We start from the raw sequence: 23,984 nt of genomic DNA, 5'->3' as shown, positions 1-23,984 counted from the left end.
ATTCGGCCTCACCCTCCGAGCTCGTAGACGCGGTGCGCGTTCTCCGCGCCCACCATCCAGGCCACCCGCATCGCCTGCTCCACCGACCACTCCCCCTCGGCCACGAACCCGCCGAGCACCCGCGCCATCGCCCGCCGCCACAGCAGCGCCCCGAGGTGGTGCAGCTCGGCCGGGCCGAAGCCGTCGGAGGAGAAGAGCAGCTTCGCGAACGGCGCCACCTCCAGGCTCTCGGCCACCAGCGCCACGCTGCGCGCGCCGGTGTAGCTCACGCCGAGGCCCACGTCGAAGTACACGTTTGGGTACGCGTGCGCCAGCAGCCCCGCGTGCCGCTGGTACGGGTAGCAGTGCAGCAACAGCAGCGGCACCCCGGTCGGCTCGGCCAGCTCGATGAGCCCGCGCAGCAGCAGCGGGTCCGAGCGGCGCAGGTCCACGTCCGGGTCCCCGAACCCGACGTGGAACTGCAGCGGCAGGCCCCGCTCCAGCCCCGTCCAGATGAGGTGGCGCAGCAGCACGGGATCGGACAGCCGCCCGCCCCCTTCGGACAACCAGCGCCCGGCGGCCTCCGTGACCTCCTCGCGAGCGGGCGGCGCCGGGTCGAAGTCGAGACCGCAGCGGTAGGCGGCGATGCTCTTGAGCCCGCGCGCCGTACGCGTGCGCTCCCACAGCGCCTCGGCGAACCGGTCGGCGAACGCCCCCGCCCCGCACCCGCCGGCGGCCACCTGCTCGGCCACGGTCTCCAGCCGCACCACCTCGTCGGCGGGCACGCCGGTGACCTCCGCCATGCCGGAGGGCCCGAGCAGCTCCTCGCCGCGGTAACCGGTCTCGACCAGGAAGTGCCCGATGCCGCTCGCGCCGAGCAGCAGCCGGTTGGCCTCGTGGGCGCCGAGCCGGGCGCGCCTGGCCAGGTACTCCTCCGGCGTGCAGTGCGGGTCGAGCCCGAGCACCGGCGCGCAGTGCCGCAGGATGGCATGGCCGACCTGGGAGTCGAACGGGGTCATCCACGACGGCACCGGCCGGTCCGACTCGGTGATCAGCTCCTCGAACGCCCGGCGCGACAGGTCGTGGGACGTGACGCCGTGCACGTGGTGGTCCACCAGCGCCATCTCCTCGATGGCGCGCACGAAGCCGGCGGGCATGAGGTCGAGCTCACTGGACATCGGCCGCGTCTCCCCAGGTCTGCGTACCCGGTCAGGATAGGCAGCTACCCGTGCCGGGAGGGGTTCACGCGCCGCGGTGAAAAGTTGTGGCCATGGGTGACAAGACAGACGAAAACTGTTTTAATCCCGCCTAGGTCCCAGTATGACCGTTTTCCTCGAGCAGGAAAGGCGGGTCCGTGCGAGCACCAGGTGGCGAAGTAGTCATCACCGGCGGTCTCGGTTTCATCGGCTCACATCTGGTGGACGCCTACCTCGCGGCGGGCCACCGCGTACGGATCATCGACTCGAACGCCGGAGCGGTCGTCGACGGCGAGGACTACGACACCGACCCGCGCTGCACGGTCATCAGGCAGCGCGTGGAGGACCACCTGGCCTCCGGCGGCGACTTCACGGGCGTGGACCGCGTCATCCACGCGGCCTCCTACGTGGGCCCGGCCAGCATCCTGTCGCGCTCGGGGCGGCTCGGGCACGACATCATCGGCAGCACAGCGCCGGTCATCGAGGCGTGCGCCGCCGCCGGGGTGCCGCTGTGCATGTTCAGCTCGGCCGAGGTGTACGGGCGCAGCGGCGTGCTCGACGAGAAGGACGACATCGTCGTGCCGGCCCAGTACAACACGCGCATCGAGTACGCCGTCGCCAAGACGCTGGCCGAGGCCATGGTCTGCAACAGCCGCCGGCACGGGTTACGCGGCATCGTCATCCGGCCCTTCAACGTGGCGGGCGCGCGGCAGTCGCGGGCGGGCGGGTTCGTGATGCCCACGTTCGTGCAGCAGGCCCTGGCCGGGCGGCCGATCACGGTGTTCGCGGGCGGGGAGCAGGTCAGGGCGTTCATCGCGGCCGGCGACCTGACGGCGTTCCTCCTCGGCTTCATGGACGCGGCGCTGGACGGCGACGACGTCATCATCAACGTCGGCAACCCGGCCAACGCCGTCACCGTCATGGAGCTCGCCGAACGCGTCAAGGCCCTGCTCGGCAGCTCCTCCCCCATCGTCGGCGTGGACGGCCGCACCGTGCACGGGCCGGACTACGCCGAGGCGGAGTCCTTCCACAAGATCCCGGCGCTCAGGACGGCCACCGACCTGGGCTGGCGGCCCCGCGTCACCCTCGACGAGCTGATCATGGCCACCGCCGACTACTACCGCGCCCGCGAGGACCGAAGGGCAGTGAATGCGCCGCTTTGACCGCGTCCTGGTGATCTCCCCCCACGCCGACGACGAGGTCCTGGGCTGCGCCGGTCTGATGGCCGCGCAGGCCGAGCTCGGCGCCGAGGTGCACGTCCTGTATCTGGCGGTGGACGGCATGCGCCACTACGGGCTGGCCGGCGCCACGACCTACCCGCAGCGGCTGGAGGAGCTCGAGGCCGTGCGGGGCCTGCTCGGCTTCACCTTCGAGATCGCGTACGGGGACCGCGGGCTGACCGAGCGGCTCGACACGCTGCCGCGCCGGGAGCTGGTGGACCTGTTCGAGCAGGCCCTGAACGAGCGCCGGCCCGACCTGCTGCTGCTGCCCAGCTTCGCCGACTACGACCAGGACCACTGCGCGGTCTTCGACGCCGGGTTCGCCGCCGCCCGCCCGATCGCGCAGCAGTTCGGCAAGTGGCTGGTGCCGAACGTCTTCATGTACGAGATGTCGAAGATCCAGTGGGCGTCCGAGCCGATGCCCCGCTCGACGGCGTACTGCGACATATCCACTTATATGGGGCGGAAGCTGGAGGCGCTGCGGGCGTACAAGAGCCAGCACCGGCCCTCGCCCCACATCAGGAGCGAGGACTCGGTGACGGCGCTGGCCACGTTACGCGGAGCGGAGATCGGCGTCACTCATGCGGAGGCGTTCGGGGTGCTGAGGGAGGTCCTGTGAAGACGTTCGCGTTCGCCACCGGGATGGAGTTCGCCGCGCCGGCGGTGGACGTGCTGGTGGCTCAGGGCACCCCGCCGTCGCTGCTGATCGGCTACCCGCCGAAGCTGCAGCACCGCTCCGGGTTCGCGCCGCTGCGGGAGGCGTCCGAGAAGCACGGCATCCCGCTGCTGGAGACGGCCGACATCAACGACGGGCAGGCGTACGAGCTGGTCAAGGGCATGGACCTGTTCGTGATCGCGGGATGGTCGCAGCTCGTGCGCGACCCCCTGCTGTCGGTGTGCCCCCTGGGGTCCATCGGGCTGCATCCCACGCGGCTGCCCGAGGGGCGGGGGCGGGCCGCGCTGCCGTGGACGATCATCAAGCGGCTGGAGACGAGCGCGGTCAGCCTGTTCTTCCTGGACGAGGGGGCCGATACCGGGGACCTGATCGCGCAGCGGGAGTTCACGATCACCCGGCGTGACGACGTCGGCGCGGTCTACCGCAAGGTCACCGAGATCAACGTGGACCTGCTGGCGACGTACATCCCGCTGCTGCTGGAGGGCCGCGTGGTGGCGCGCCTGCAGGGGCCCGGCGGGTCATGGTGGGAGAAGCGGCGGCCCGAGGACGGGCTGATCGACTGGTCGCGGCCCGCCTCCGACCTCTACGACTGGGTACGGGCGCTGACCTCGCCCTATCCGGGGGCGTTCACGTCCGTCTCCGGGCGGCGGCTGTACGTGCACAGCGCAGATCTCATCGAGCACGGCGGCACGGAGCCGGCCGGGACCGTGCTCGCCCCCGTGTGGTCCACGGGGACCGGCGGGGTGCTGGTGGCCTGCGGGTCGGGGCTCCTGGTGGTACGCGAGGTGCAGTGGGAGGGCGGGGACCGGCGTGACGCCCTGGACCTCGTCGAGTCGGGCGAGCTCACGGTAGGCGCATGCCTGGGGGCGTGAATCGGAGCGTGCGGCTGAGCGGGGCCGTGATGGCGCATCCCCGGCGCAGGGAGGCGGCGGCGCGGCTGGCGGGGGGCATGCTGGACGTCGTCACCGACCCCGATCCGGGCGGGCGGCCCTCGGCGTTCCGCACCTCGCTGCTGGCCTGGTCGAGCATCCCCGGCGACTCCACCCACCACTTCGTCCTGCACGACGACATGGTGCTGTCGAGCACGTTCTTCGAACGGGCCGAGCGCGCCGCCCGCGCCATGCCGCACGCCGCGCTCGCCCTGTTCGCGTTCTGGAACTCGCGCAACGGCGCCGCCGTACGCCAGGGGGCGCTGGCGGGGGCGCGGTGGGTGGCGGGGGCGGGCGAGTACACGCCAGTGGCCGCCCTGCTGCTGCCCAAGGAGGTCGCCGAGGGGTACGTGGAGTGGGCCGCGGGCCGGGGCGACACGTGGCCCGACGACGTGCTCATGGGGCGCTACCTGCGGCAGGCAGGGGTGCCGGTGTTCGTGGCGGTGCCCAGCCTGGCCGAGCACGAGGACCTGGCGAGCCTGGTGGACAACGACTTCCAGGGGGTGCGCCGCGCGCCGTGCTTCTTCACCGACGACCCGCTGGCGGGCCTGGGCGAGGACTCCTTGCTCGATGATCTGCCGGTGATCCCGTTCTTCAAGCGGGGGGTCGCGCAGTGTGCCGTGCGGGTGCCGGGGTCGGGGCGGTGGCGGGACCTGCGGTGCGAGGACTATCTGGCGGGGCTGGGGATCGACGCGGGCGCACTGTCGGCGCGGGCGGGCGCGGGGGCGCACGGGGCGCTGTGGCTGACGGCGTACACGATGGGGGTCGTGCACGGGGGGCGGGGGCTGGGGGACGCCCGGGTCGTGGACGAGGCGCTGGCCACGATGGGGCCGGGCGGGTTGTGCCACGAGCTCTCGGGGCGGGAGCTGGGGCGGCTGTCGGCGGAGCTGCACGAGGTGGCGCGGGCGGGCCTGGCGGCAGGCCTCGCGGCGGACCCGGCGGATCGCGCGCCGCGCTCCGCTCCCTCGCCGCCCCTGGCCGATCGCGCGCCGCGCGCCGTGCCGTCCCCACTCCCCTCGACCGTGGCCCCGGGGCCGGGCGCGGTGGTGGCCGTGAGCGGTGCCGAGACCTTCGTCCGGGAGCACCTGGCCCATGCCCTCGCCGACCGGGGCCTCCGTCTCGCCGCCGTGGACTCCGGCGCGCCGGTGGTGCACGTGTGCGCCCTCGGCTGGTCCCCGGCCGCCGACCCGGAGGAGGAGCTGCGACTGGCGCGGGCGGCCTTCGCGGGCGGGCGGGGCGGGGTGCTGCTCAGCTCGGTCCACGTCTACCCGCGGCGGAAGTGGGTGGACGAGCAGACGCCCGTGTCACCCGCCGCCACGCCGTTGTCGCGCGCCCTGCTGGAGGTGGAGGCGGCCGCGCCGGGAGCGGCGGTGCTGCGGCTGGGCGAGCCGTACGGGCCCGGCATGCCGCAGCGGGGGCCGGTGGCCGACCTGGTGCTGCGGTCGTCGCTCAACCGTCCCGCGCCTGTTTCGGGGCCCCCGGTGCAGCTGGTGCACGTACAGGACGTCGCCGGGGCGGTGCTGGCCGCGCTGGAACGCGGGGTTGCGGGGCGCGTCTACAACGTCGCCAACCGGAAGCGGCTGCGCACGGGCGAGCTGGCCGAGGCGGTGGCCAAGGCGGTGCGGCCGATGGACGTCAAGACGTCCGACGAGCCTCCCGGCCCGCTGGTGAACGTCGAGCGGGCGGGGACCGAGCTGGGGTGGCGAGCCGGTGTGACGCTGGACTACGGGCTGCATACGTTCGCGCAATGGCTGGCCTACGAAAGCGACCGCCCTCAGGCGGACTGAGCCACGGCGGGAGAGGGGCCGCCGGCCAGGAGCACGCCACGCCGCGTTGGCCTGCAGGATGTCGACCCCGTCGAGCCTGCGGACGGTCCGCTCGACCATTCGCGGGCCGGGTTGAGCACGGCTCTCACTCCCCGCCCACTTAAAAGTGATCGATCACGTCAGGTGTATTGACCCAAAGGTGAACGTTCACTAGCCTCAACGCAACCGCGTCGCCACAGGTTAGCGGGGCCGCTTTCGCGCAGCTCACCCGCACCGGCACGCGCACGCTGCCGCCACTTCTCCTCGTCCCGACGCCTCCAAGTCCAGGGAGTTGGACCATGAGCCAAATCAGCCGACGCCACTTGCTGCGCACTGCCGCGGCCGCCGCCGGCGGCGTGATGCTCGCCGCGTGCACCACCGATCGCTCCGAAAAGCCCGAAGCGACCTCCCCGAGCGGTGGCTCGGACAAGAAGGGCGACGTGACCAAGGCTCTGGCGCGGCCGGCGAAGATCCAGGAGTCGCCCGCGCTGAAGGGCAAGGGTCTGCCGCCCGTCGAGCAGCGCATCCCCGCGAACCCGTACGTCATCCCGCACCGCTGGACCGGTGAGGGGAAGTACGGAGGGAAGCTGAAGATGCTCGCCTTCGGCGCCACGGGCGCCGCCAACGCCAACTCGATCGCCGAATTCTTCTACGGCAACTCGCCCCTGCGCTTCCTCAACGACGGCCTGGACGTCGGCCCGGGTCTCGCCGACCGCTGGAGCCCCAACAACGACGCGTCCGAGTGGACCGTCCACTTCCGCGAGGGCCTCAAGTGGTCCGACGGCGAACCCTTCACCGTGGACGACATCCTGTTCTGGTGGGAGGACATGGTCCTGCCCGGCCACAACGCGCAGACGCCACCGCCGTCGAACATCTCCGGCAAGGGCACCGCGGTGAAGATGACCAAGGTGGACGACCATACGCTGAAGTTCACCTGGGACACCCCGCAGCCGCTCTTCCCCGAGCAACTGGCCACTTATGTCAACGGCGGCCTGGGCAGGAACGGCCCGACCTGGGTGCTGCCCAAGCACTACCTGAAGCAGTTCCACCCCGAGTACAACAAGAAGGTCCCCAAGGACTGGGACACCCCGGGCGGCCTGTGGGAGCAGAAGGCCGACTGGAAGCGCAACCCCGACTGCCCCACGCTCACCGGCTACCGGTGCAAGTCCTTCGACAACAACACCGGCATCGTCCTCGAGCGCAACCCGTACTACTGGGTCGTCAACACCAACGGCGACCAGCTGCCCTACATCGACGAGATCAGCTTCTCGATGCAGACCAACGCCGAGGCGCTCAAGCTCAAGATCCAGCAGGGTGCGGTCGACTACTGCCAGGGCTTCTTCAACCAGGTCAGCCTCGCCGACGTGTCCACGCTCTCCCAGTACAAGGACAGAGGCCACTACGACATCCTGCTGTGGAACAGCGGGGACGGCACCGGCTCGATCTTCTTCTTCAACTACGACTACATCGCCAAGGACGAGAAGTACGGCAAGCTCATCCGCGACAAGCGCTTCCGCCAGGCCGTCTCGCTCGGCTGGGACCGCAAGGCCACCCGCAAGAGCCTGTACTTCAACCAGGGCGAGCTCACCACCGGGACCATCGGGCCCGGCACTGCCGAGTTCCACGCGGAGCCGGACGGCCCGAAGTTGTACCAGCAGTGGCGCGACTCCTTCCTCGGCCCCGACATCGCCAAGGCCAAGGCACTGCTGGCGGAGATCGGCCTGAAGGACGCCGACGGCGACGGCTACGTGGAGTTCCCCGACGGCGCGCCCCTGACGATCCAGGTCCCCTACTCGGCCGACATCTCCAAGCCGGAGGCCGACAAGGACGAGCAGCTCGTCGCCGACATGCAGAAGATCGGGCTGCGCATGAAGCGCGTCCCGATGTCGCCGGCCGCCTTCGGCGAGCAGTGGACGGCGGGGCAGCTGATGTCCCACACCAACTGGGGCAACGCCAACGGCACCTCGATCATGGTGGTGCCGAACTGGCTGGTCCCGGTGAACACCCAGTACTGGGCCCCGCTGGAGGCCGCCTGGTACGCCAACAGCGCGAGCGGCAAGAACAAGGAGGAGCTGGACCTCGAGCCGATCAAGCGGCACCCCCCGCGTATGGAGCCCGAGCCGGGCGACCCAGTCGAGAGGCTCACCAGTCTGTACAAACAGGCCAAGACCGAAGCAGACCCGGTCAAGCGCAACCAGCTGGTCTGGCAGATGTTCAAGATCCACATTGAGGACGGGCCGTTCTTCATGGGCTCCACGGCCAACTTCCCCGAGCCGATCGTCAAGAACCGGGACCTCGCCAACGTCCCCGGCCCGAAGAACCTCGCCCTCGGCGGCATCACCGGCCCCTGGCACATCCCCGCCCCGGCCACCTACGACCCCGAGTGCTGGTACTGGACCAACCCGGACAAGCACTCGTGAGCGCATCCAGCGCGGACCGGCCGGCCGTCATCCCGGGGAGAGCCGCATGCTGATCGTGATCGCCCGCCGGGCCGTCTACATGATCGTGACCCTCGCCGTCGTGTCCATGCTCAGTTTCGCCATCATCGCCGCCCCGCCCGGCAGCGCTCTCTCGCAGAAGATCTCCCAGCTGCAGTCGCAGGGCGGCGAGGTGACCGACGCGCAGATCGCCGCGCTGAAGGAGCAGTACGGCGTCGACCAGTCCTGGCTCACCCAGTACGGCAAGTGGATATCCGGCTTCTGGCACGGCGACTTCGGCTTCTCCTTCACTCTCAACGAACCCGTCGGCTCTCTCATCTGGAGCCGGCTCGGACTCTCGCTGCTGCTCAGCATCGGGGCCCTGCTCATCGCCTGGGGCCTGTCGATCCCCATCGGGGTCTACTCCGCCACCCATCGGCGCTCGCTGCCCGACAGCGTCATCACGGTGATCCAGTTCATCGGGGTCGCCATCCCGGAATTCCTGTTCGCGCTCGTGGTCATGACGTTCGCCGCCGACCACCTCGGCGCGGACGTCGGCGGGCTCTTCTCCAACCAGTACGAGAACGCCCCGTGGAGCTGGGCCAAGTTCACCGATCTGCTCGGACATCTGTGGGTCCCGCTGGTCGTGATCGCGGCCGGCTCGACCGCCTGGCTGACCCGCGTCGTGCGCGCCAACCTGCTCGACGTCCTCAACAACCAGTACGTGCAGACCGCGCGGGCCAAGGGGGTGTCGGAGCGCAAGGTGATCTGGAAGCACGCGGTGCGCAACTCGCTGCACCCGCTGGTGATGACCTTCGGGACCACCTTCCCGGTGCTGATCTCCGGCGAGGCGATCGTCTCGATCGTCCTCAACCTGCCGACCATCGGGCCGCTGCTGGTCAACTCGCTGCTCAACAAGGACATGTACGTCGCGGGCACCATCCTGCTCATCCTCTCGGCCCTGCTGGTGATCGGCAATTTCGTCGCCGACCTCCTGCTCACCGTGATCGACCCCCGCATCCGGCTCGGAGAGTGATCGGAGATGACGACAACGCCACCGGCTCCCGTCATGGAGCCACCCGCCCCCTCCGCGCCCGCCGAGGCCGGCAACGGGACGGCCACCCTGCCGCAGTGGCGGCTCATGCTGCGCCGCTTCCTCAAGAGCCGCCTCGCGGTGGCCGGCGCGGTCGTGCTCGCGGTGCTCTACCTGTGCGCGATCCTGGCCCCGTTCCTGTCCCCCAACCCGTACGACCGCCAGGACGCCGACCTGAAGAACGCGCCCCCGACGGCCGTCGTCTGGTCCGGCGGACCGGCGATCTGCAGCCGCGAGCAGCAGCTCGACACCGAGACCTTCTCCTACGAGTACCGCAGCGACTGCAGCAAGCCCGTACCGCTGCGGTTCTTCGGCAAGGGGCAGGAGTACAAGCTGTTCGGCCTGATCCCGACCGACCGGCACCTGGTGACGGTGGACGCGCCGCACACCCTGCTGCTCTGGGGCGCCGACAGCGCCGGCCGGGACGTGTTCGCCCGCTCCATGCAGGGCGCGCGGGTGTCGCTCACCATCGGCCTGTTCGGCGTGGCCGTCGGCACCTTCCTCGGCGCGACGATCGGCACGGTCTCGGGGTACTTCCGGGGAGCCGTCGACACGGTGCTGCAGCGCTTCATCGAACTGCTGATGTCGCTGCCGACACTGCCGCTGTGGCTGGCGCTGGCCGCGATCCTGCCACAGGAGATGTCCGTCACCAGCCGTTACTTCCTGATCACTCTCATCCTGTCGCTGGTCGGCTGGGCGAGCCTGGCGCGGCAGATCCGCGGCAAGGTGATGTCGTACGCGGCCGGCGACTACGTCGCCGCCGCCCGGATCGCCGGCGCCTCCAGCGCCCGCATCGTCTTCAGGCACCTGATCCCGAACGCCTCCAGCCACATCGTCGCCACGTCGATGCTGGCAGTGCCGGCCACGATCATCGCCGAGACGTCGCTGTCGTTCCTCGGCGTCGGCATGCTGCCGCCCGCCGTGAGCTGGGGCGTCCTGCTCTCGGACGCGCAGAACGTCTCGGCCGTCCAGCAGCACCCGTGGCTCCTGATCCCGGCGGCCCTGGTGGTGCTCGCGGTGACCTGCTTCCAGCTGATCGGCGACGGGCTGCGCGACGCCGTCGACCCCTACGGATGAGGGCGCCGTGGCAACCCACGTGACAGGACCCGACCGACCCCCGACCAAGCCGGAGAACCGCACGATGAGCCAGTCATACGCGGCAGAGGAAGGAGCACCTGCCGCCGCCCCGGCGGAGGTGCCGCGCGGCGCCGGAGACCCCGTGCTGTCCGTCCGCGACCTGGAGGTGGAGTTCCCGACCCCGCTGGGCATGGTACGCGCGCTGAACGGCGTGACCTTCGACGTCCCGCGGGGCAAGGTGCTGGGGATCGTCGGCGAGTCCGGCTGCGGCAAGAGCGTGACGGCCCGGGCGATCCTGCAGATCGTCGAGAGGCCGGGGCGCATCACCGGCGGCAGCATCACGCTGCGCGGTGCGGACGGGGAGACCGAGATCACCGGGCTCGCCCCGGACAGCGCGGGGATGCGCGCGCTGCGTGGCGGCGAGATCGCGATGATCTTCCAGGAGCCGATGAGCTCGCTCAACCCGGTGTACACCATCGGCGCCCAGATCGCCGAAGCCGTCCTCATCCATCAGACGCGGAACCGCAAGGAGGCGCACGAGCGCGCGGTGGAGATGCTGCGCCAGGTGGGCATGCCACACCCGGAGGCGGTCGCCGCGTCCTACCCGCACCAGCTCTCCGGTGGCATGCGGCAGCGCGCCATGATCGCCATGGCGCTCTCCTGCAACCCGACGGTGCTCATCGCCGACGAGCCCACCACCGCGCTCGACGTCACCACCGAGGCGCAGATCCTCGAACTGATCCGTAACGTGCGCGACCGGACCGGCATGTCGATCATGTTCATCACCCACAGCATGGGCGTGGTCGCCCAGCTCTGCGACGAGGTGATCGTGATGTATCTGGGGCGGATCGTGGAGCGCGGCAGCGTCGACGACCTCTTCCACGACCCCAAACACCCCTACACCCGGGCGCTGCTCCGCTCGATACCCCGCATCGGCGGCAACCGCAAGGTGCCGCTGGAGGTGATCGAGGGCTCGGTGCCCGATCCGCACACCCGGGTGGCCGGCTGCCCGTTCCACCCCCGGTGCCCGGAGGCGCTCCCGGGCCGCTGCGACACGGCCGTCCCGGCCCTGAGCACCGCCGGACCGGGACACACCGTGCACTGCCATCTCCACCAGGGCGACGATGAGGCCGGCCGGCCCGAGCCGGGAGAGGACGCATGAACGAACCACTGCTCGAAGTAGCCGGTCTGCGCAAGCACTTCCCCGTCCGCGGCGGCTTCCTGCGCCGCCGCATCGGGGACGTCAAGGCGGTGGACGGCGTCGATCTGACGGTCCACCGGGGCGAGACCGTCGCCCTGGTCGGCGAGTCCGGCTGCGGCAAGTCCACGACCGGGCGCACGATCGTCCGGCTGGAAGAGCCGAGCGCCGGCGAGGTCGTCTTCCACCGCCCCGGACGCGGCCCCGTCCACCTCGAGTCCGCCGACGCCCGCACTCTGCGCGCGGTCCGCCCCCACCTCCAGATGATCTTCCAGGATCCGTTCGCCTCCCTGGACTCCCGGATGACCGTCGGCAGCATCATCGAGGAACCACTCGTCATCAACAAGGCGGCGGCCGGGCGGGCGCTGAAGGACCGCGTCGCGGAACTGCTCACCCTGGTCGGCCTGCGCCCCGAGCACGCGAACCGCTACCCGCACGCCTTCTCCGGCGGCCAGCGCCAGCGCATCGGCATCGCGCGGGCGATCGCCCTCAACCCGGACCTGATCGTGTGCGACGAGGCGGTCTCCGCCCTGGACGTGTCCGTGCAGGCGCAGATCCTCAACCTGCTGGAGGAGCTGCAGCGCCGGCTGGGCCTCGCCTATCTCTTCATCAGCCACGACCTGGCGGCCGTCGAGCACATCGCCGACCGGGTGGTGGTGATGTACGTGGGGCGGATCGTCGAGAGCGGACCGGTCGAGCAGCTCTACACCGCGCCGAAGCACCCGTACACCGAGGCGCTGCTGGCCGCCGTGCCGCAGCCCGATCCGCGGGTGCGAACCCGTCCGAAGCTGCTGACCGGCGACGTGCCGAGCCCCGCGAACCCGCCCGGCGGCTGCTACTTCCACCCGCGCTGCCCCTACGCCCAGCCGGTCTGCGCCACGGAGACCCCGCCGGTGCGCCAGGTGGGCGAGGGCCACCTCTCGGCCTGCCACTTCGCCGGCGCGCTGCCGCTCGCGGGCGCCGCCACGGCAGCGCCCGCCTCTTGACCAGTTCTCGCGCCACCGGGCGTACGACAGGAGTGCCATGACCGACGACGTGCCGCAGTTCACCGGCATCACCCGCTACCGCGACCCGCGGGGCCGGTTCTCCTTCCGCTACCCCTGGGACTGGTACGCCGGCCGCCTCGACCAGGACCGCGAGGGGGTGATGCTCAGGCCCGGCGCGGACGATCCGGACACCTATGTGGCCGCCTGGGTGAGCACCCTCCCGGCCGACGTGACCGCCGGCGACCTGCCCGAGCTGCGTGACGGCTTCGACGCCGGCCTGGCCACCCTGCCGGAACGGGAGGTCCTGGAGGCGCGCGAGGGCACGGTGGGCGGGGCGGTGGAGATGGAGCGCACCGTCACCTTCCGCGAGGGGGAACACCTCCGGCAGCGCCGCATCCGCACGCTGTACGCGGGCCGGACGCAGCTGGTCTTCGTGTATCAAGGCGCGACGCGGCGGGAGTACGCGTACTGGCTGGCGATGGGCAACTACTGCTGGGCCACGCTCCAGCTCGCCGAGGAGATCTGGTACGGCGCGGATCCGGAGCTGGGCCGGGCCGCGCCCGGAACGCCCCGGACGGCCGCGGAGCCGGGTGTACCGGATCAGGTGGCGTGAGACCGGGCCGGAACGCCACCCCGCCGTGCGGCGCCGCGGCGGGGTGCGCGGCGGCCCGCCGGTGTCAACGCCTCCCGCCGGGCGCGGACGCGGGGTGACGGCGCGGGGGTGCCGTCGACTCTCGCCAGATGACCTGCGCCACCGGTCCGCTCCATGGTTCGAGCTCGGGCCCACCGACCGCCTTGATCAGCCGCCGCACCGCGTTGCGCCCGGCTCCTTCCCAGTTGATGCGGACGGTGGTGAGCGACGGGGGGAGGAACCGGCACAGCTCGTTGTCGTCCCACCCGGTGACGCTCAGGTCACCGGGCACGTCCAGGCCGCGGTCACGGGCGCCGCGCAACACCCCGGAGGCGACCACGTCGTTGGCGGCGATCACGGCGGTGGCCAGCCGGTCGGGGTCCATCTGCCGGATGGCTTCCACCCCCGACTCGCCGGACCAGTCGCCCTCCGCCACCCCGACCGACTCGAGTCCGAGCCGCTCGATCGCCTCCAGGTAGGCGGCCTTGCGCGCCCGTGCCGAGGCGAACTCCTGATCGCCGGCGACGTGCAGGAAACGCCGGTGGCCGAGGGCGGCCAGGCGTTCCATCAGCTCGCTGACGGGCGAGGCGTCGGTGAGTTCGCCGATGCTGCGCATGCCGTCGTCGAAGTCCGGGGAGACGACGACGGCCGCCCCCTTGGGCAGGGCCTCCTCGAAGCCGGCCGTCATGGGCGTCAGGGACAGCACCCCGTCCACCTGTCCGGCGTGGGTGAGTTCGAGGACTCGCTCGGTCCGGGTCGCGGTGGAGCCCTCGACGCTGACCACCTCGACCACGTGTCCCGCCTCGTGGGCCGCGGCCAGGGCACCGGCGAGCAGGCGCGCGTGGTTGAAGGTGTTGAGGGGCATGACGACGGCCAGGCGGCCGGTGCGCCGGGTGCGCATGGAGCGAGCCATGAGGTTGGGGCGGTAACCGAGTTTCTCGACGGCGCCGTCGATGCGCTCGAGCGTGGCCGGACGCAGGCCCTGTCGGGACTTCAGATATCGCGACACGGTCTGGTGCGAGACGCCCGCCAGGCGTGCCACCTCTTTGATGGTGGGCCGCCTGATCGGTGCGGATCGTTCGGTCATGGATGGAACCCCCTGTGCTGAACGCACCCTATTGCCCTGCGGGAGAAAGTTCACTACGGTTTCCCTCCAAGCAAAAGTGAACGTTCACTATTATGCCTATCGAGGGAGCTCGTCCATGCCGGACCCGTCCCCGTCCGCCCGCGTCGCCATCGTCGGCGCCGGCGGCATCGCTCACGCCCACGCGGGTGCCCTGGCCGAACTGTCCGACCGGGCGGGCCTGGTGGCCGTCGCCGACACCGACCGCGACCGCGCCGAGGCCTTCGCCCGGCGCTTCTCCGTGCCGGGCGTGTACACCCACGCGGAGGAGCTGCTCGCAGCGGAGCGCCTCGACCTGGTGCACATCTGCACCCCGCCGCACAGCCACACGCCGCTGGCCGTCGCCGCCCTGCGCGCCGGGGTGCCGGTGCTGGTGGAGAAGCCGACCGCGCTGAGCCTCGCCGAGCTGGACGAACTCGCCGCGGTGCAGCAGGCCACCGGCACGCCCGTCCTCACCGTCTTCCAGCACCGCTTCGGCCCGGCCGCCGTCCGGCTGCGCCGGCTGGTCTCCTCCGGAGCGCTCGGCCGGCCGCTCACCGCGGTCTGCGAGACCCTCTGGTACCGCACCGACGCGTACTTCGACGTGCCCTGGCGCGGGCGCTGGGAGGTGGAGGGCGGCGGCCCGACCATGGGCCACGGCATCCACCAGTTCGACCTGTTGCTCTCCGTCCTCGGCCCGTGGAGCGAGGTCACCGCCGTGGCCGGCCGTCTCGCGCGGCCCACCGACACCGAGGACGTCTCGATGGCCCTCGCCCGGTTCGAGAACGGGGCCATGGCCAGCGTCGTCAATTCGCTGCTCGCCCCGCGCGAAACCTCACGCCTGCGCTTCGATTTCGAGCACGCCACCGTCGAGCTGGAGCACCTCTACGGCTACCGCGAGAAGCACTGGCGCTTCACTCCCGCCCCCGGCCACGAGCACCTGGCCGACCTGTGGCGCGGCGACGGCGCGGACGACGCCGAGAGCGGGCACCTGCTGCAGATCGCGGCGGTCCTGGACGCGCTGCGGCACGGCACCGAGCCCGCGGTGAGCCTCGCCGAGGCGCGCCGCACCCTGGAGTTCGCCGCCGCGACCTACGCCTCCGCGTTCCGCCGCCGCCCCGTCGCCGCCGGCGAGCTGACCGGCGACGATCCTTTCGTACGCGCCATGGACGGCGGCGCCGTGCCGTGGCCGCGCGTCAAGGACGCCGGATGACCGCGCTGGACGGCCGTCCCGGCACCGGGGCGGGGCTCACGGTCCACGACAGCGGCACGGAGGTCACCGTCCTCGACCGCACCGACGAAGGCGGCGGGACGGAGCTGCTTCGCTACGTCTACCGGCCCGACACACCCGGCCTGGAGTCCCCGAAGCCGTATCTGCACCCGATGCGGACCCGCTCCGGCCGCCTGGTCAGCCTGTTCCGGCCGTGGGACCACGTCTGGCACAAGGGCCTGTCCTGGGCGCTCCCCGTGGTCGGCGAGGAGAACTTCTGGGGCGGCCCCACGTACGTCCACGGCAAGGACTACGTGCAGCTGGACAACAACGGCGCGCAGCTGCACCGCCGCTTCACAGGCGTCGGCACCACCGACGGAACGGCGATGATCGGCCACGAACTGGACTGGATCACTCAGGGTGGCAGCCGTATGTTCACGGAGCGGCGTACCCTCAGCGTCACGCTGCTGTCCCCCACCGCCTGGGGGCTGGTCTACGGCACCGAGCTGACCAACGTCTCCGGCGCGGACCTCGCACTGGGCTCCCCCACCACACGGGGCCGGGACAACGCCGGGTACGGGGGCCTGTTCTGGCGCGGCCCGCGCTCCTTCACGGACGGCACGCTCGTCACCCCGTCCGGCACGGGCGGTGACGAACTACGCGGACAGCGCCACCCCTGGATGGCGTTCGCGGGCCGGCACGACGAGGACGACGCACAGTCGCTGGTGCTGATCGCCGACGCCGCGGACAACCCCCGGCACCCGCCACAGTGGTTCGCCCGCACCGAGGCGTTCGGCTGCCTCAACCCGGCGCCGTTCTTCAGCGAGGAGTACACCGTGCCAGCCTCGGGGACGGTCCGGTTCCGCTACGGCGTCGCCGTGGCCGACGCGGGACCGGACCATGCGCCAGGACTGGCCGCCGCTGCAGCGGAGTTGCTGGGCCGCGACGCCATGGCCCTGCTGAGGGGAACACAGAAGTGAGCCACGACACCACCAAGGAGCGATCCGTGTCCCGCACCGACCCCGCCGGCGAACGCCTGGCCGGGCTGCGGCAGCGCCTGCAGGGCCTGGCCTACGGCGGCGACTACAACCCCGAGCAGTGGCCGGCCGGCACCTGGCGGGAGGACGTCCGTCTGATGCGCGAGGCCGGGGTGAACCTGGTCACCGTCGGCGTGTTCTCCTGGGGCCTGCTGGAGCCCCGCCCGGGCGTCTTCGACTTCGGCCGGCTGGACGAGGTCATGGACCTCCTGGCCGAGGCAGGGGTGGGCGTCGACCTGGCCACCCCCACCGCCGCGCCGCCCTCCTGGCTGGCCCACGAACATCCGCAAACGCTGCCGGTGGACGCGGAGGGCCGCAAGATCGCCTTCGGCGCGCGCCTGCACTTCTGCCCGTCCTCGCCGGTGTACCGGTACCACGCGGCGCGGATCACCGAACGGCTGGCCGAGCGCTACGCCGGCCATCCCGCGCTGGCCATGTGGCACGTCGGCAACGAGTATGTCGGGTTCGGCTGCCACTGCCCGGTCTCCGTCGCGCACTTCCGCCGCTGGCTCGCCGACCGTTACGGCACCGTCGACGCCCTCAACGACGCGTGGGGCACCGCGTTCTGGGGCCAGCGGTACGACTCCTTCGACCACGTCGGCACCCCCGCCGCCCGCAGCAGGCTCGTGTCCGGGCCCAACCCCGGCCAGCTCCTCGACTTCGCCCGCTTCTCCGACACCGCGTCGCTGGAGTGCTTCACCGCCGAACGCGACATCATCCGCCGCCACACTCCCGGCCTGCCGGTGACCACCAACTTCATGGGCTCCTTCAAGCACCTGGACTACTGGCGCTGGGCCGCCGCGGAAGACGTCGTATCCCTGGACATCTACGCCAAACCGTATGACCCGGAAGGCCAGCTGCTGGCCGCCTACAACTTCGACCTCATGCGGTCGCTACGCGGCGGCAGGCCATGGCTGATGCTGGAATCGGCCACCGGCAACAACCTCACGGGCGGCCGCAACTCCGCCCGCCCCGCCGGCCAGCTGCGGGTGCGCTCCCTGCAGGCCGTGGCCCGGGGCGCGGACTCGGTGATGTTCTTCCAGTGGCGCGCCTCCCGCGCCGGTGCCGAGCGCTTCCACTCCGCGATGGTCCCCCACGGCGGCACCCGTACCCGCACCTGGCGCGAAGTGGTCGCCCTGGGCCGCGACGTGGCGCGCCTGGCTGACCTGGTCGGCGGCTCCTGCGACCCCGCCGACGTGGCCATGCTGTGGGACTGGGAGAACTGGTGGGCGTTGGAGGCGCCCGACCACCCATCCGGCGACCTGAGGTTCACCGCACGGATCCTCGACCACTACCGGCCGCTCTGGCACGCGAACATCCCCGTCGACTTCGCCCACCCGCACGCCGACCTGAGCCGCTACCGCCTGGTGATCGTGCCCAACCTCTACCTTGTGGACGACGCCGGCGCCGACAACCTCACGGCGTACGTGCGCGGCGGCGGGCACCTGCTGATGTCGTACTTCTCCGGCATCGTCGACCAGCATGACCGGGTACGGCCCGGCGGCCACCCCGGCGCCTTCCGCGACCTGCTCGGCATCGACATCGACGAGCTCAATCCCCTCCAGATCGGCGAAGCCTACGAGCTGCACCACGCCGGGCATGCCGGGACGGCCACCGACTGGCAGGACGTCATCCTGCTCAACGGCGCCGAGCAGCTGGCCGCCTACACCGCCGGCGAGCAGAAGGGACAACCGGCCGCCACCCGGCACCGCTTCGGCACCGGCACCGCCACCTACCTCGGCACCTCACCCGACCCCGGCACCATGCGCCGCCTCGTCCTGGACTGCGCCACCGGCGCCGGCGTCACCCCCGTCATGGACACCCCCGACGGCGTCGAAGCCGTCCGCCGCCGCGCCGCCGACGGCACCGACCACCTCTTCCTGCTCAATCACACCACAGAGGAGGCGACCGTCGACCTCGACCCTGCCCTGCCGTGGTCCGTCGACCTGCTGAACGGCCAGGCCGCCGTCGCGGACCGTCTGCGACTGCCCCCGTTCGGCGCGGTCGTGCTGAGCGCCGAGCGCTGAGCGCCTGCTGGCGAAGGGGCTTGGTGCCGGGCTCGAGTCACGCCGCTTCCGGCGCTCGTCCGGGCGCGGCCTGCCTGAGCGGCTGGCCGACGGCGGCTTGGTAGGCGGGCTGAGCCGCTGCGCGAGAGGGGCCGCTGGTGGGCGGGCTCAATGACGATGGCCGGGGTCTGCTCTACGGCAGTGACCGCCAGCGGAGGGCGCCGTCGGGTGCGGCGCCGATGAGCCGTCCGGCGGTGGCGGCCAGTACGGTGTGCCCTCCGGCCGGGCCCAGGTCGCTCCAGCGGGCCTCGTGCCGCTCGACCGTCCGCACGAGGATCCGGTCGGCGGAGACGGCGAACAGCCGGCCGTTCATCGCGGTCAGGCTCACCGCGCCGGCGGCCGGGCCGACGCTCCTCCAGTCGTGGGTGCCGAGCCGCCTGACGGGCAGGTGCCACAGCTCGTCCGCGCAGGTGACGGCGAACAGCCCTTCGTCCACGGCGGCCAGGGCGATGGTGCCCTCGGGTGCCCGGCTGACGTCCCGCCACGGCTCCGGGGCCTTCACGGGGTCGCGGTAACGGACGGTGCCGTCGGGGGCGACCCCGTACAGCCCGGCGGGCGGGCCGCCGTGCGCCTCCCGGGGTGCGGCTAGCGCGATCGCGTCGGTCTCGTCGATCGTCTGCCACGGGAGGTTCTGGCCGCACACGTCCCTTACGGCGAGGGTCCCGTCCGAGCAGGCGGCGTAGAGGCGGTTCTCGCAGCACACGAGCGCCCGCACGACTGCGGCGCCGTCCGGCTCGACGCCCTCCTCCGGGGCGAGACCGCCGGCCGGCGAGGTGGAGGCGGCGGAGAGCGGCGCGAGGTGGGCGGAGGCAAGGGGCGGCGAAGCGGACGTGGTGGCCGAAGGTGACGCGGGGATTGGATGTGGGCTCGGAGCCGGGGGCGGTGAGGCGGGGTCAGTGGCTCGGAGTGAGGTGGAAACCGAGGGTGCCGAAGCCGGCGCGGTGGCCGGAGGTGGGGAAGCCGGCGCCGGGGTCCGGTGGGGGGTGGGGCCGATCGGGTCCCAGGTGGGGGTGGTGGGTGGGTGGGAGAGGCGGTTGAGGACGTTGCGGGTGATGGTGGCCAGGACCGGGTCGGCGAGGGTGTTGCCCCAGTTGATGGTGCCGGCGTTGAAGACGGTGCCCGCGCCTAGGCGGTGGAGGCCCATCGTGGCGGCTCCGCCCTTGCCGTAGCGGCGCCAGTGCGACAGGTCGGCCGTGGCGAGGACGACGAACGACGGTGGCGTGCCGTCGCGGCCGGTCGCCCGGGGGACGCCGGCCACCCATTCCAGGTCGGCCGCGTCCGTCTCGTAGCCGAGCGCTCCACTTCCGAACGTGTCGCCGTCCGCGAGCCCCGTCCCCTCGAAGACCCAGTGATCGGCGAATCTGGCGGTGTATGACTCGTGGGACATGACGCGCGAGTCCACCCAGCAGCCGGCGCCGTTCCTGAAGGTGAGGCCGGTGAGGGTGTTCTCGGGGCGGTTGACGGGGTCGCTCGGCCATTCGACCGTGACCCTGCCGGGGTCGGTGGCGGCCATGGGGTCGGCGGTGGCGTCGCGGTAGCAGACCATGGTACGGAGATCGTCCTCGAAGCGGACCTGCCACCAGCAGGTGTTGCCGGAGAATATGGCGATATTTCCGCCATGGCGGGCAAAGGCCTCCACCGCGTCCCGCATCTCCCACGACCAGTACTCGTCATGGCCGTTGATGAGCAGGAGACGGTAGCGGGAGAGCAGATCCAGACCGCCGTGCAGGTCAAGGCCCGAGCAGTAGTCGACCGCGTAGCCCGCCGGGCCGAGCCAGCGCAGCAGACCGAGCTCCCACTCCTCGATCTGCGGCCCCGCGCCCGGCCGGTCGAAGGTGACCCTGACGGCCCGGTCGGGCTGCTCCGACTGGTAGAGGCCCTCGCCCGGGACGCCGGGCCGGTTGTACGCCTCCCAGGTCGGGAACGGGATCGAGACGAGGATGGGCGAAGCGGGCACAGAGCTGCGTACGACGAAATATGCGCTGGTGTCACGGTAAATGGCTCGATAGAGGGAGCTGGGCCAGTCGTCGCCGATCTTCAGGGTCCAGGAGGGCCCGCCGGAGGAATCCTCCTCCATGACGACCCGGCCCGACGGCACGTCCTCCACCACGATCGGGCCGCCGCCGGCGTCGAGGAGCCGGAAGCGAAGCTCCTCCCCCTGCGCGCACGACGTCGCCTCCGCGTACAGGCTCATGTACGGGCCGCCTCCACGATCAGGCCTTCCAGGTCCAGCAGGTACTGTTCGATCCCCGGCGGGGGCAGCAGGGCGGTGTCGGCGTAGCAGGAGACCTCCATGCGGCCCGGCTCGCCGCCGACGTGCAGGCGGAAGTCGCAGATGTTGCGGTCCATCGCGTCCGTCCGGGCCACCTCGGTCTTGCCCTCCAGGACGGCGGCCCGGCCGTCCTCCTGGACGAGCCGCTGGTCGTTGAAGCAGCCGAACGACCGGATCCCCGGCCCCACCCGCGTGACCGCCCCCTCCATCGCGTACGGGTCGTACTGCGCCTGCCGGTACGCCCGCAGCGCCGTCCCCCACGCCTGCCGCACCAGCGCGTCGAAGGACTCCGTACGCAGGTCCAGCACCACCAGCGCCTCCTGCGAGATCGTGGACACCACGTCGCGCCGTCCGGCCGCGAAGCGGTTGCCGACGATCACCCGCATCCCGCAGAACCGCTGCCCGGTCAGCCCTCCGGCCAGCCGCATCGCGCCCGCCAGCAGCACCGTCGAGGAGCTGACCCCGTTGCGGGCGGCGACCGCCTGCGCGGCGGCGGCCAGCGCGGGCGAGCGCATCGTGGCCTCCACGAAACGCGGCTCCCCCGGCACGTGCGAGGACGGCGGCACGGGGTCCATCCGGGCGTACTCCTCCAGCCAGAACCCGATCGCCTCCCCCGACACGCGCCTCCCCTCGGGCGAGTGCTGCCAGGCGGCGAGCTCGCGGGGGGTGGCGCTGCGCAGGGGTGGCAGGGAGTCCCGGAGCAGGAGCAGGCGGAAGTCCTTGACCACGAGTTCGGCCGCGTGGCCGTCGGCGGCGAGATGGCAGAGAACCAAGACGATATGCCGGACATATCCCCCGGCCACCACGAACGCCACCCGCAGCGGCCACTCCTCCCAGTACGCGAACGGCTCGGCCGCCAGCCGCTCACCCACCTCATCGGCCAGCCCCGAGCCGACCGCCCCCAGGCCGACGGCCCCGGAACCGGCCACACCCGAACCGGCCACACCCGAACCAGCCGACCCCGGCTCCACCGGCTCTGACTCGACCACCTCGTACGGAGGACACGCCGCCGCCCAGACCCGCTGGAGCGGCGCCTCACGCGACCCCGTGAGCCGGGTGCGGAGCGAGTCGTGCCTGGCGACCAGCCGTTCGAGGGCCAGAGCGGCGCGCTCCACGGTCACCGGACGCCTGGGCGCCGCGAAGACCCGGGCGATGTTGAGGTAGCGCTCCTGCGGCGCGGCGGCCACCACCGCCCGCCAGATGTCCTGCTGCCCCCAGGTCAGCGGCCCGTCCCGGACCGCCGGCTCACCGGGGTCAGCCATGGAGCCGGACGTAGTCCACCAGCGCGTCCAGGCTCTCGATGGCCGTGGGGTCGAGTTCGACCCCGAACTCGGCCTCCACCGCGTCGATCAGTCGTAAGTAGGCCAGTGAGGTGACGCCGAGATCGCTCAGCCGGGTCTGCCCGGACAGCACCTCGGCCGGATCGACCGCCCCGTCGGCGGCCTTGGCGATCATGCCGGCGAGCCGTTCGTGAAGCTCCCCATCCATCAGCACCTGGTGAACCCTCCCTCGTCGGGGAATCCGGGGCGAGTGTGTCACGCGGTGCCAGACGTCGGCAAGCGCCTGTAGGTAAGGGCTTGACGCATGTGTGCATTTTTTCTAGCGTCAAGCGGCACGACGAAAAAAATTCTGGGGGTGGTTCCGTCGGCCCTTCCAGTGCCCGATCTCCTGAAGTCCCGAGCCGCCACCGATCCCGACCACACCGCGCTGATCGTCGCCGGCCAGGGCAGCCTGACCCTGGCGGAGTGGGACGAGCGCTCCACCGCCGCCGCCCGCGCGCTCCCGGGGCCGCTCAAGGGCGATCGGGTCGCGCTGGTCTTCGGCGCCCGCGAGTGGCTCGACTACGCGGTGAGCTGGATGGCCGTGCTGAAGGCGGGCGGCGTGGCGGTCCCGCTCTCGGACCGGCTGGCCGCGCCGGAGCTGGCGTACATGATCGAGGACTGCGGGGCGACGGCGGTCGTCCACGGCGGCGGGGACACGGCGCTCCCCACAGAGCGGGCCGTCCCGTTGACAGAGCTCCTGTCGGGACCGGCAGCCGGCGAGGTGACGGCGGGCCCGGATCCGCTCTCGCTCGCCCAGATCCTCTACACCTCCGGCACGACGGGCCGCCCCAAGGGCGTGGCCGCCACCCACGCGAACCTGACCTCCCCGCCCGTCCACCCCAAGCGCCGCCCGTTCGCCCATTCCCGGCACCTGGTGCACGCCTTCCCCATCGGCACGAACGCCGGCCAGGTGATGCTGCTCCACGCCCTGACCGCCGCCCCGGCGGTGGTGACGCTCCCGCTCTTCACCCCGGCCCGCTTCGCCGCCCTGATCGAGGAGTACGCGGCCGGCACCGTCTTCGTCGTCCCCGCGATGGCCGCCGAGCTGCTCAACGCCCGCGTGCAGGACCGCCACGACCTGTCCAGCGTGCTGCTGCTCGGCTCGGCCGCCGCCGCGCTGCCCCCGCCGGTCGCCGCCGGCCTGACCGCCGCGTTCCCGAACGCGACCGTCGCGAACTACTACACCTCCACCGAGGCCGCCCCGGCGCAGACCATCATGATCTACGACCCGGACCGGCCCGGCTCGCTCGGCCGCGCGGCCGGCGGCTCCCGGCTCAAGATCGCGAACGCGAACGGCACCCCCGTGGCGCCCGGCGAGACGGGCGAGGTGTGGCTGAGGGCTGCCGCCCATCCTCGCGCCTACTACGACACCGACCAGGACAGCGCGTTCCAGGACGGCTGGGTGCGCATGGGCGACCTCGGCCGCCTCGACGACGAGGGCTACCTGTACCTCGTCGACCGGGAGAGCGACGTGATCAAGTCGGGCGCGTTCAAGGTCTCGACGATCCAGGTCGAGTCGGCGCTGCACGAGCACCCGGCCGTGGCGGACGCATCGGTGTTCGGGGTGCCGCATCCGGTGATGGGCATGGCGGTGGCCGCCGCGGTGGTGGCCGGCGCGCCGCTGACGCTCAGCGACGTACGGGCCTTCCTGAGTGCCCGGCTGGCCGGGCACGAGCTGCCCACGGTGCTGCTCACCCTGGACGCCCTGCCCAGGAACGCCGCGGGCAAGGTCATCAAGCGGGAACTGCGCCGTATGGCAGAGGAGTGA

The 23,984-nt window shown here is 71.8% G+C and carries 19 protein-coding genes; 14 read left to right on the top strand and 5 right to left on the bottom strand.

Annotated elements, in window-relative coordinates:
* Positions 1-8: 8 nt before the first annotated feature.
* Positions 9-1,157, bottom strand: coding sequence for an amidohydrolase family protein (locus ACFKCF_RS07455; protein WP_394492005.1), 1,149 nt, complete (start codon positions 1,155-1,157; stop codon positions 9-11).
* A gap of 176 nt (positions 1,158-1,333) precedes the next feature.
* On the opposite strand from ACFKCF_RS07455, the gene ACFKCF_RS07450 reads away from it, so the two are divergent.
* From ACFKCF_RS07450 to ACFKCF_RS07405, 10 genes are all read left to right on the top strand, one after another.
* Entirely contained in the window at positions 1,334-2,338 is a 1,005-nt protein-coding gene (locus tag ACFKCF_RS07450) for an NAD-dependent epimerase/dehydratase family protein (RefSeq protein ID WP_394492003.1), read from the top strand.
* The gene (locus ACFKCF_RS07445; protein ID WP_394492001.1) at positions 2,325-3,014 is read left to right on the top strand and encodes a PIG-L deacetylase family protein; all 690 of its coding nucleotides are present in this window, start codon (positions 2,325-2,327) and stop codon (positions 3,012-3,014) included. The genes ACFKCF_RS07450 and ACFKCF_RS07445 overlap by 14 nt, the downstream gene beginning before the upstream one ends.
* A complete protein-coding gene (locus tag ACFKCF_RS07440) occupies positions 3,011-3,943 on the top strand; it encodes a methionyl-tRNA formyltransferase (protein WP_394491999.1) in 933 nt (310 codons plus the stop codon). Before ACFKCF_RS07445 ends, ACFKCF_RS07440 begins: the two co-directional genes overlap by 4 nt.
* Positions 3,940-5,787 (top strand): NAD-dependent epimerase/dehydratase family protein, encoded by a 1,848-nt coding sequence (locus ACFKCF_RS07435; protein ID WP_394491997.1) that lies wholly within the window; start codon positions 3,940-3,942, stop codon positions 5,785-5,787. The genes ACFKCF_RS07440 and ACFKCF_RS07435 overlap by 4 nt, the downstream gene beginning before the upstream one ends.
* A gap of 317 nt (positions 5,788-6,104) precedes the next feature.
* Positions 6,105-8,225 (top strand): ABC transporter substrate-binding protein, encoded by a 2,121-nt coding sequence (locus ACFKCF_RS07430; RefSeq protein WP_394491994.1) that lies wholly within the window; start codon positions 6,105-6,107, stop codon positions 8,223-8,225.
* 46 nt (positions 8,226-8,271) lie between these two features.
* Positions 8,272-9,258 (top strand): ABC transporter permease, encoded by a 987-nt coding sequence (locus tag ACFKCF_RS07425; protein ID WP_394491992.1) that lies wholly within the window; start codon positions 8,272-8,274, stop codon positions 9,256-9,258.
* Positions 9,259-9,264: 6 nt separating this feature from the next.
* A complete protein-coding gene (locus tag ACFKCF_RS07420) occupies positions 9,265-10,392 on the top strand; it encodes an ABC transporter permease (RefSeq protein WP_394491990.1) in 1,128 nt (375 codons plus the stop codon).
* A 64-nt stretch (positions 10,393-10,456) separates the two neighbouring features.
* Complete coding sequence (locus tag ACFKCF_RS07415; RefSeq protein ID WP_394491988.1) at positions 10,457-11,554, top strand: ABC transporter ATP-binding protein; 1,098 nt, start codon at positions 10,457-10,459, stop codon at positions 11,552-11,554.
* Positions 11,551-12,576: an ABC transporter ATP-binding protein gene (locus tag ACFKCF_RS07410; RefSeq protein WP_394491986.1), complete on the top strand. Its 1,026-nt coding sequence runs from the start codon at positions 11,551-11,553 to the stop codon at positions 12,574-12,576. The genes ACFKCF_RS07415 and ACFKCF_RS07410 overlap by 4 nt, the downstream gene beginning before the upstream one ends.
* A 37-nt stretch (positions 12,577-12,613) precedes the next feature.
* Positions 12,614-13,189, top strand: a complete 576-nt coding sequence (locus ACFKCF_RS07405) for a hypothetical protein (protein ID WP_394491984.1) — start codon at positions 12,614-12,616, stop codon at positions 13,187-13,189.
* A 64-nt stretch (positions 13,190-13,253) separates the two neighbouring features.
* On the opposite strand, the gene ACFKCF_RS07400 is transcribed toward ACFKCF_RS07405, so the two are convergent.
* Positions 13,254-14,294 (bottom strand): LacI family DNA-binding transcriptional regulator, encoded by a 1,041-nt coding sequence (locus ACFKCF_RS07400; RefSeq protein ID WP_394491982.1) that lies wholly within the window; start codon positions 14,292-14,294, stop codon positions 13,254-13,256.
* Positions 14,295-14,409: 115 nt separating this feature from the next.
* On the opposite strand from ACFKCF_RS07400, the gene ACFKCF_RS07395 reads away from it, so the two are divergent.
* From ACFKCF_RS07395 to ACFKCF_RS07385, 3 genes are read left to right on the top strand one after another with little or no spacing between them, the layout of a single operon-like run.
* Positions 14,410-15,522, top strand: coding sequence for a Gfo/Idh/MocA family protein (locus ACFKCF_RS07395; protein WP_394491981.1), 1,113 nt, complete (start codon positions 14,410-14,412; stop codon positions 15,520-15,522).
* Positions 15,519-16,499: a PmoA family protein gene (locus ACFKCF_RS07390; RefSeq protein ID WP_394491979.1), complete on the top strand. Its 981-nt coding sequence runs from the start codon at positions 15,519-15,521 to the stop codon at positions 16,497-16,499. The genes ACFKCF_RS07395 and ACFKCF_RS07390 overlap by 4 nt, the downstream gene beginning before the upstream one ends.
* A 26-nt stretch (positions 16,500-16,525) precedes the next feature.
* A complete protein-coding gene (locus ACFKCF_RS07385; protein ID WP_394491977.1) occupies positions 16,526-18,583 on the top strand; it encodes a beta-galactosidase in 2,058 nt (685 codons plus the stop codon).
* Positions 18,584-18,755: 172 nt separating this feature from the next.
* Here ACFKCF_RS07385 and ACFKCF_RS07380 read toward each other — a convergent pair whose 3' ends face one another.
* From ACFKCF_RS07380 to ACFKCF_RS07370, 3 genes are read right to left on the bottom strand one after another with little or no spacing between them, the layout of a single operon-like run.
* Positions 18,756-20,816 (bottom strand): N,N-dimethylformamidase beta subunit family domain-containing protein, encoded by a 2,061-nt coding sequence (locus tag ACFKCF_RS07380; RefSeq protein WP_394491975.1) that lies wholly within the window; start codon positions 20,814-20,816, stop codon positions 18,756-18,758.
* Positions 20,813-22,156, bottom strand: a complete 1,344-nt coding sequence (locus ACFKCF_RS07375; protein WP_394491973.1) for a hypothetical protein — start codon at positions 22,154-22,156, stop codon at positions 20,813-20,815. The genes ACFKCF_RS07380 and ACFKCF_RS07375 overlap by 4 nt, the downstream gene beginning before the upstream one ends.
* Positions 22,149-22,382, bottom strand: a complete 234-nt coding sequence (locus tag ACFKCF_RS07370) for an acyl carrier protein (protein WP_394491971.1) — start codon at positions 22,380-22,382, stop codon at positions 22,149-22,151. Before ACFKCF_RS07370 ends, ACFKCF_RS07375 begins: the two co-directional genes overlap by 8 nt.
* 168 nt (positions 22,383-22,550) lie before the next feature.
* Here ACFKCF_RS07370 and ACFKCF_RS07365 point away from each other — a divergent pair, with 168 nt between their 5' ends.
* Positions 22,551-23,984 carry a class I adenylate-forming enzyme family protein gene (locus ACFKCF_RS07365; protein WP_394491969.1) on the top strand — a complete coding sequence of 478 codons (1,434 nt, stop codon included), beginning with the start codon at positions 22,551-22,553 and terminating at the stop codon, positions 23,982-23,984.

This window comes from Nonomuraea sp. JJY05 (assembly GCF_043496855.1).
Lineage (GTDB): Bacteria > Actinomycetota > Actinomycetes > Streptosporangiales > Streptosporangiaceae > Nonomuraea.
The sequence above is the reverse complement of the archived record's forward strand: the minus strand, read 5'-3'. Positions and strand labels throughout refer to the sequence as shown.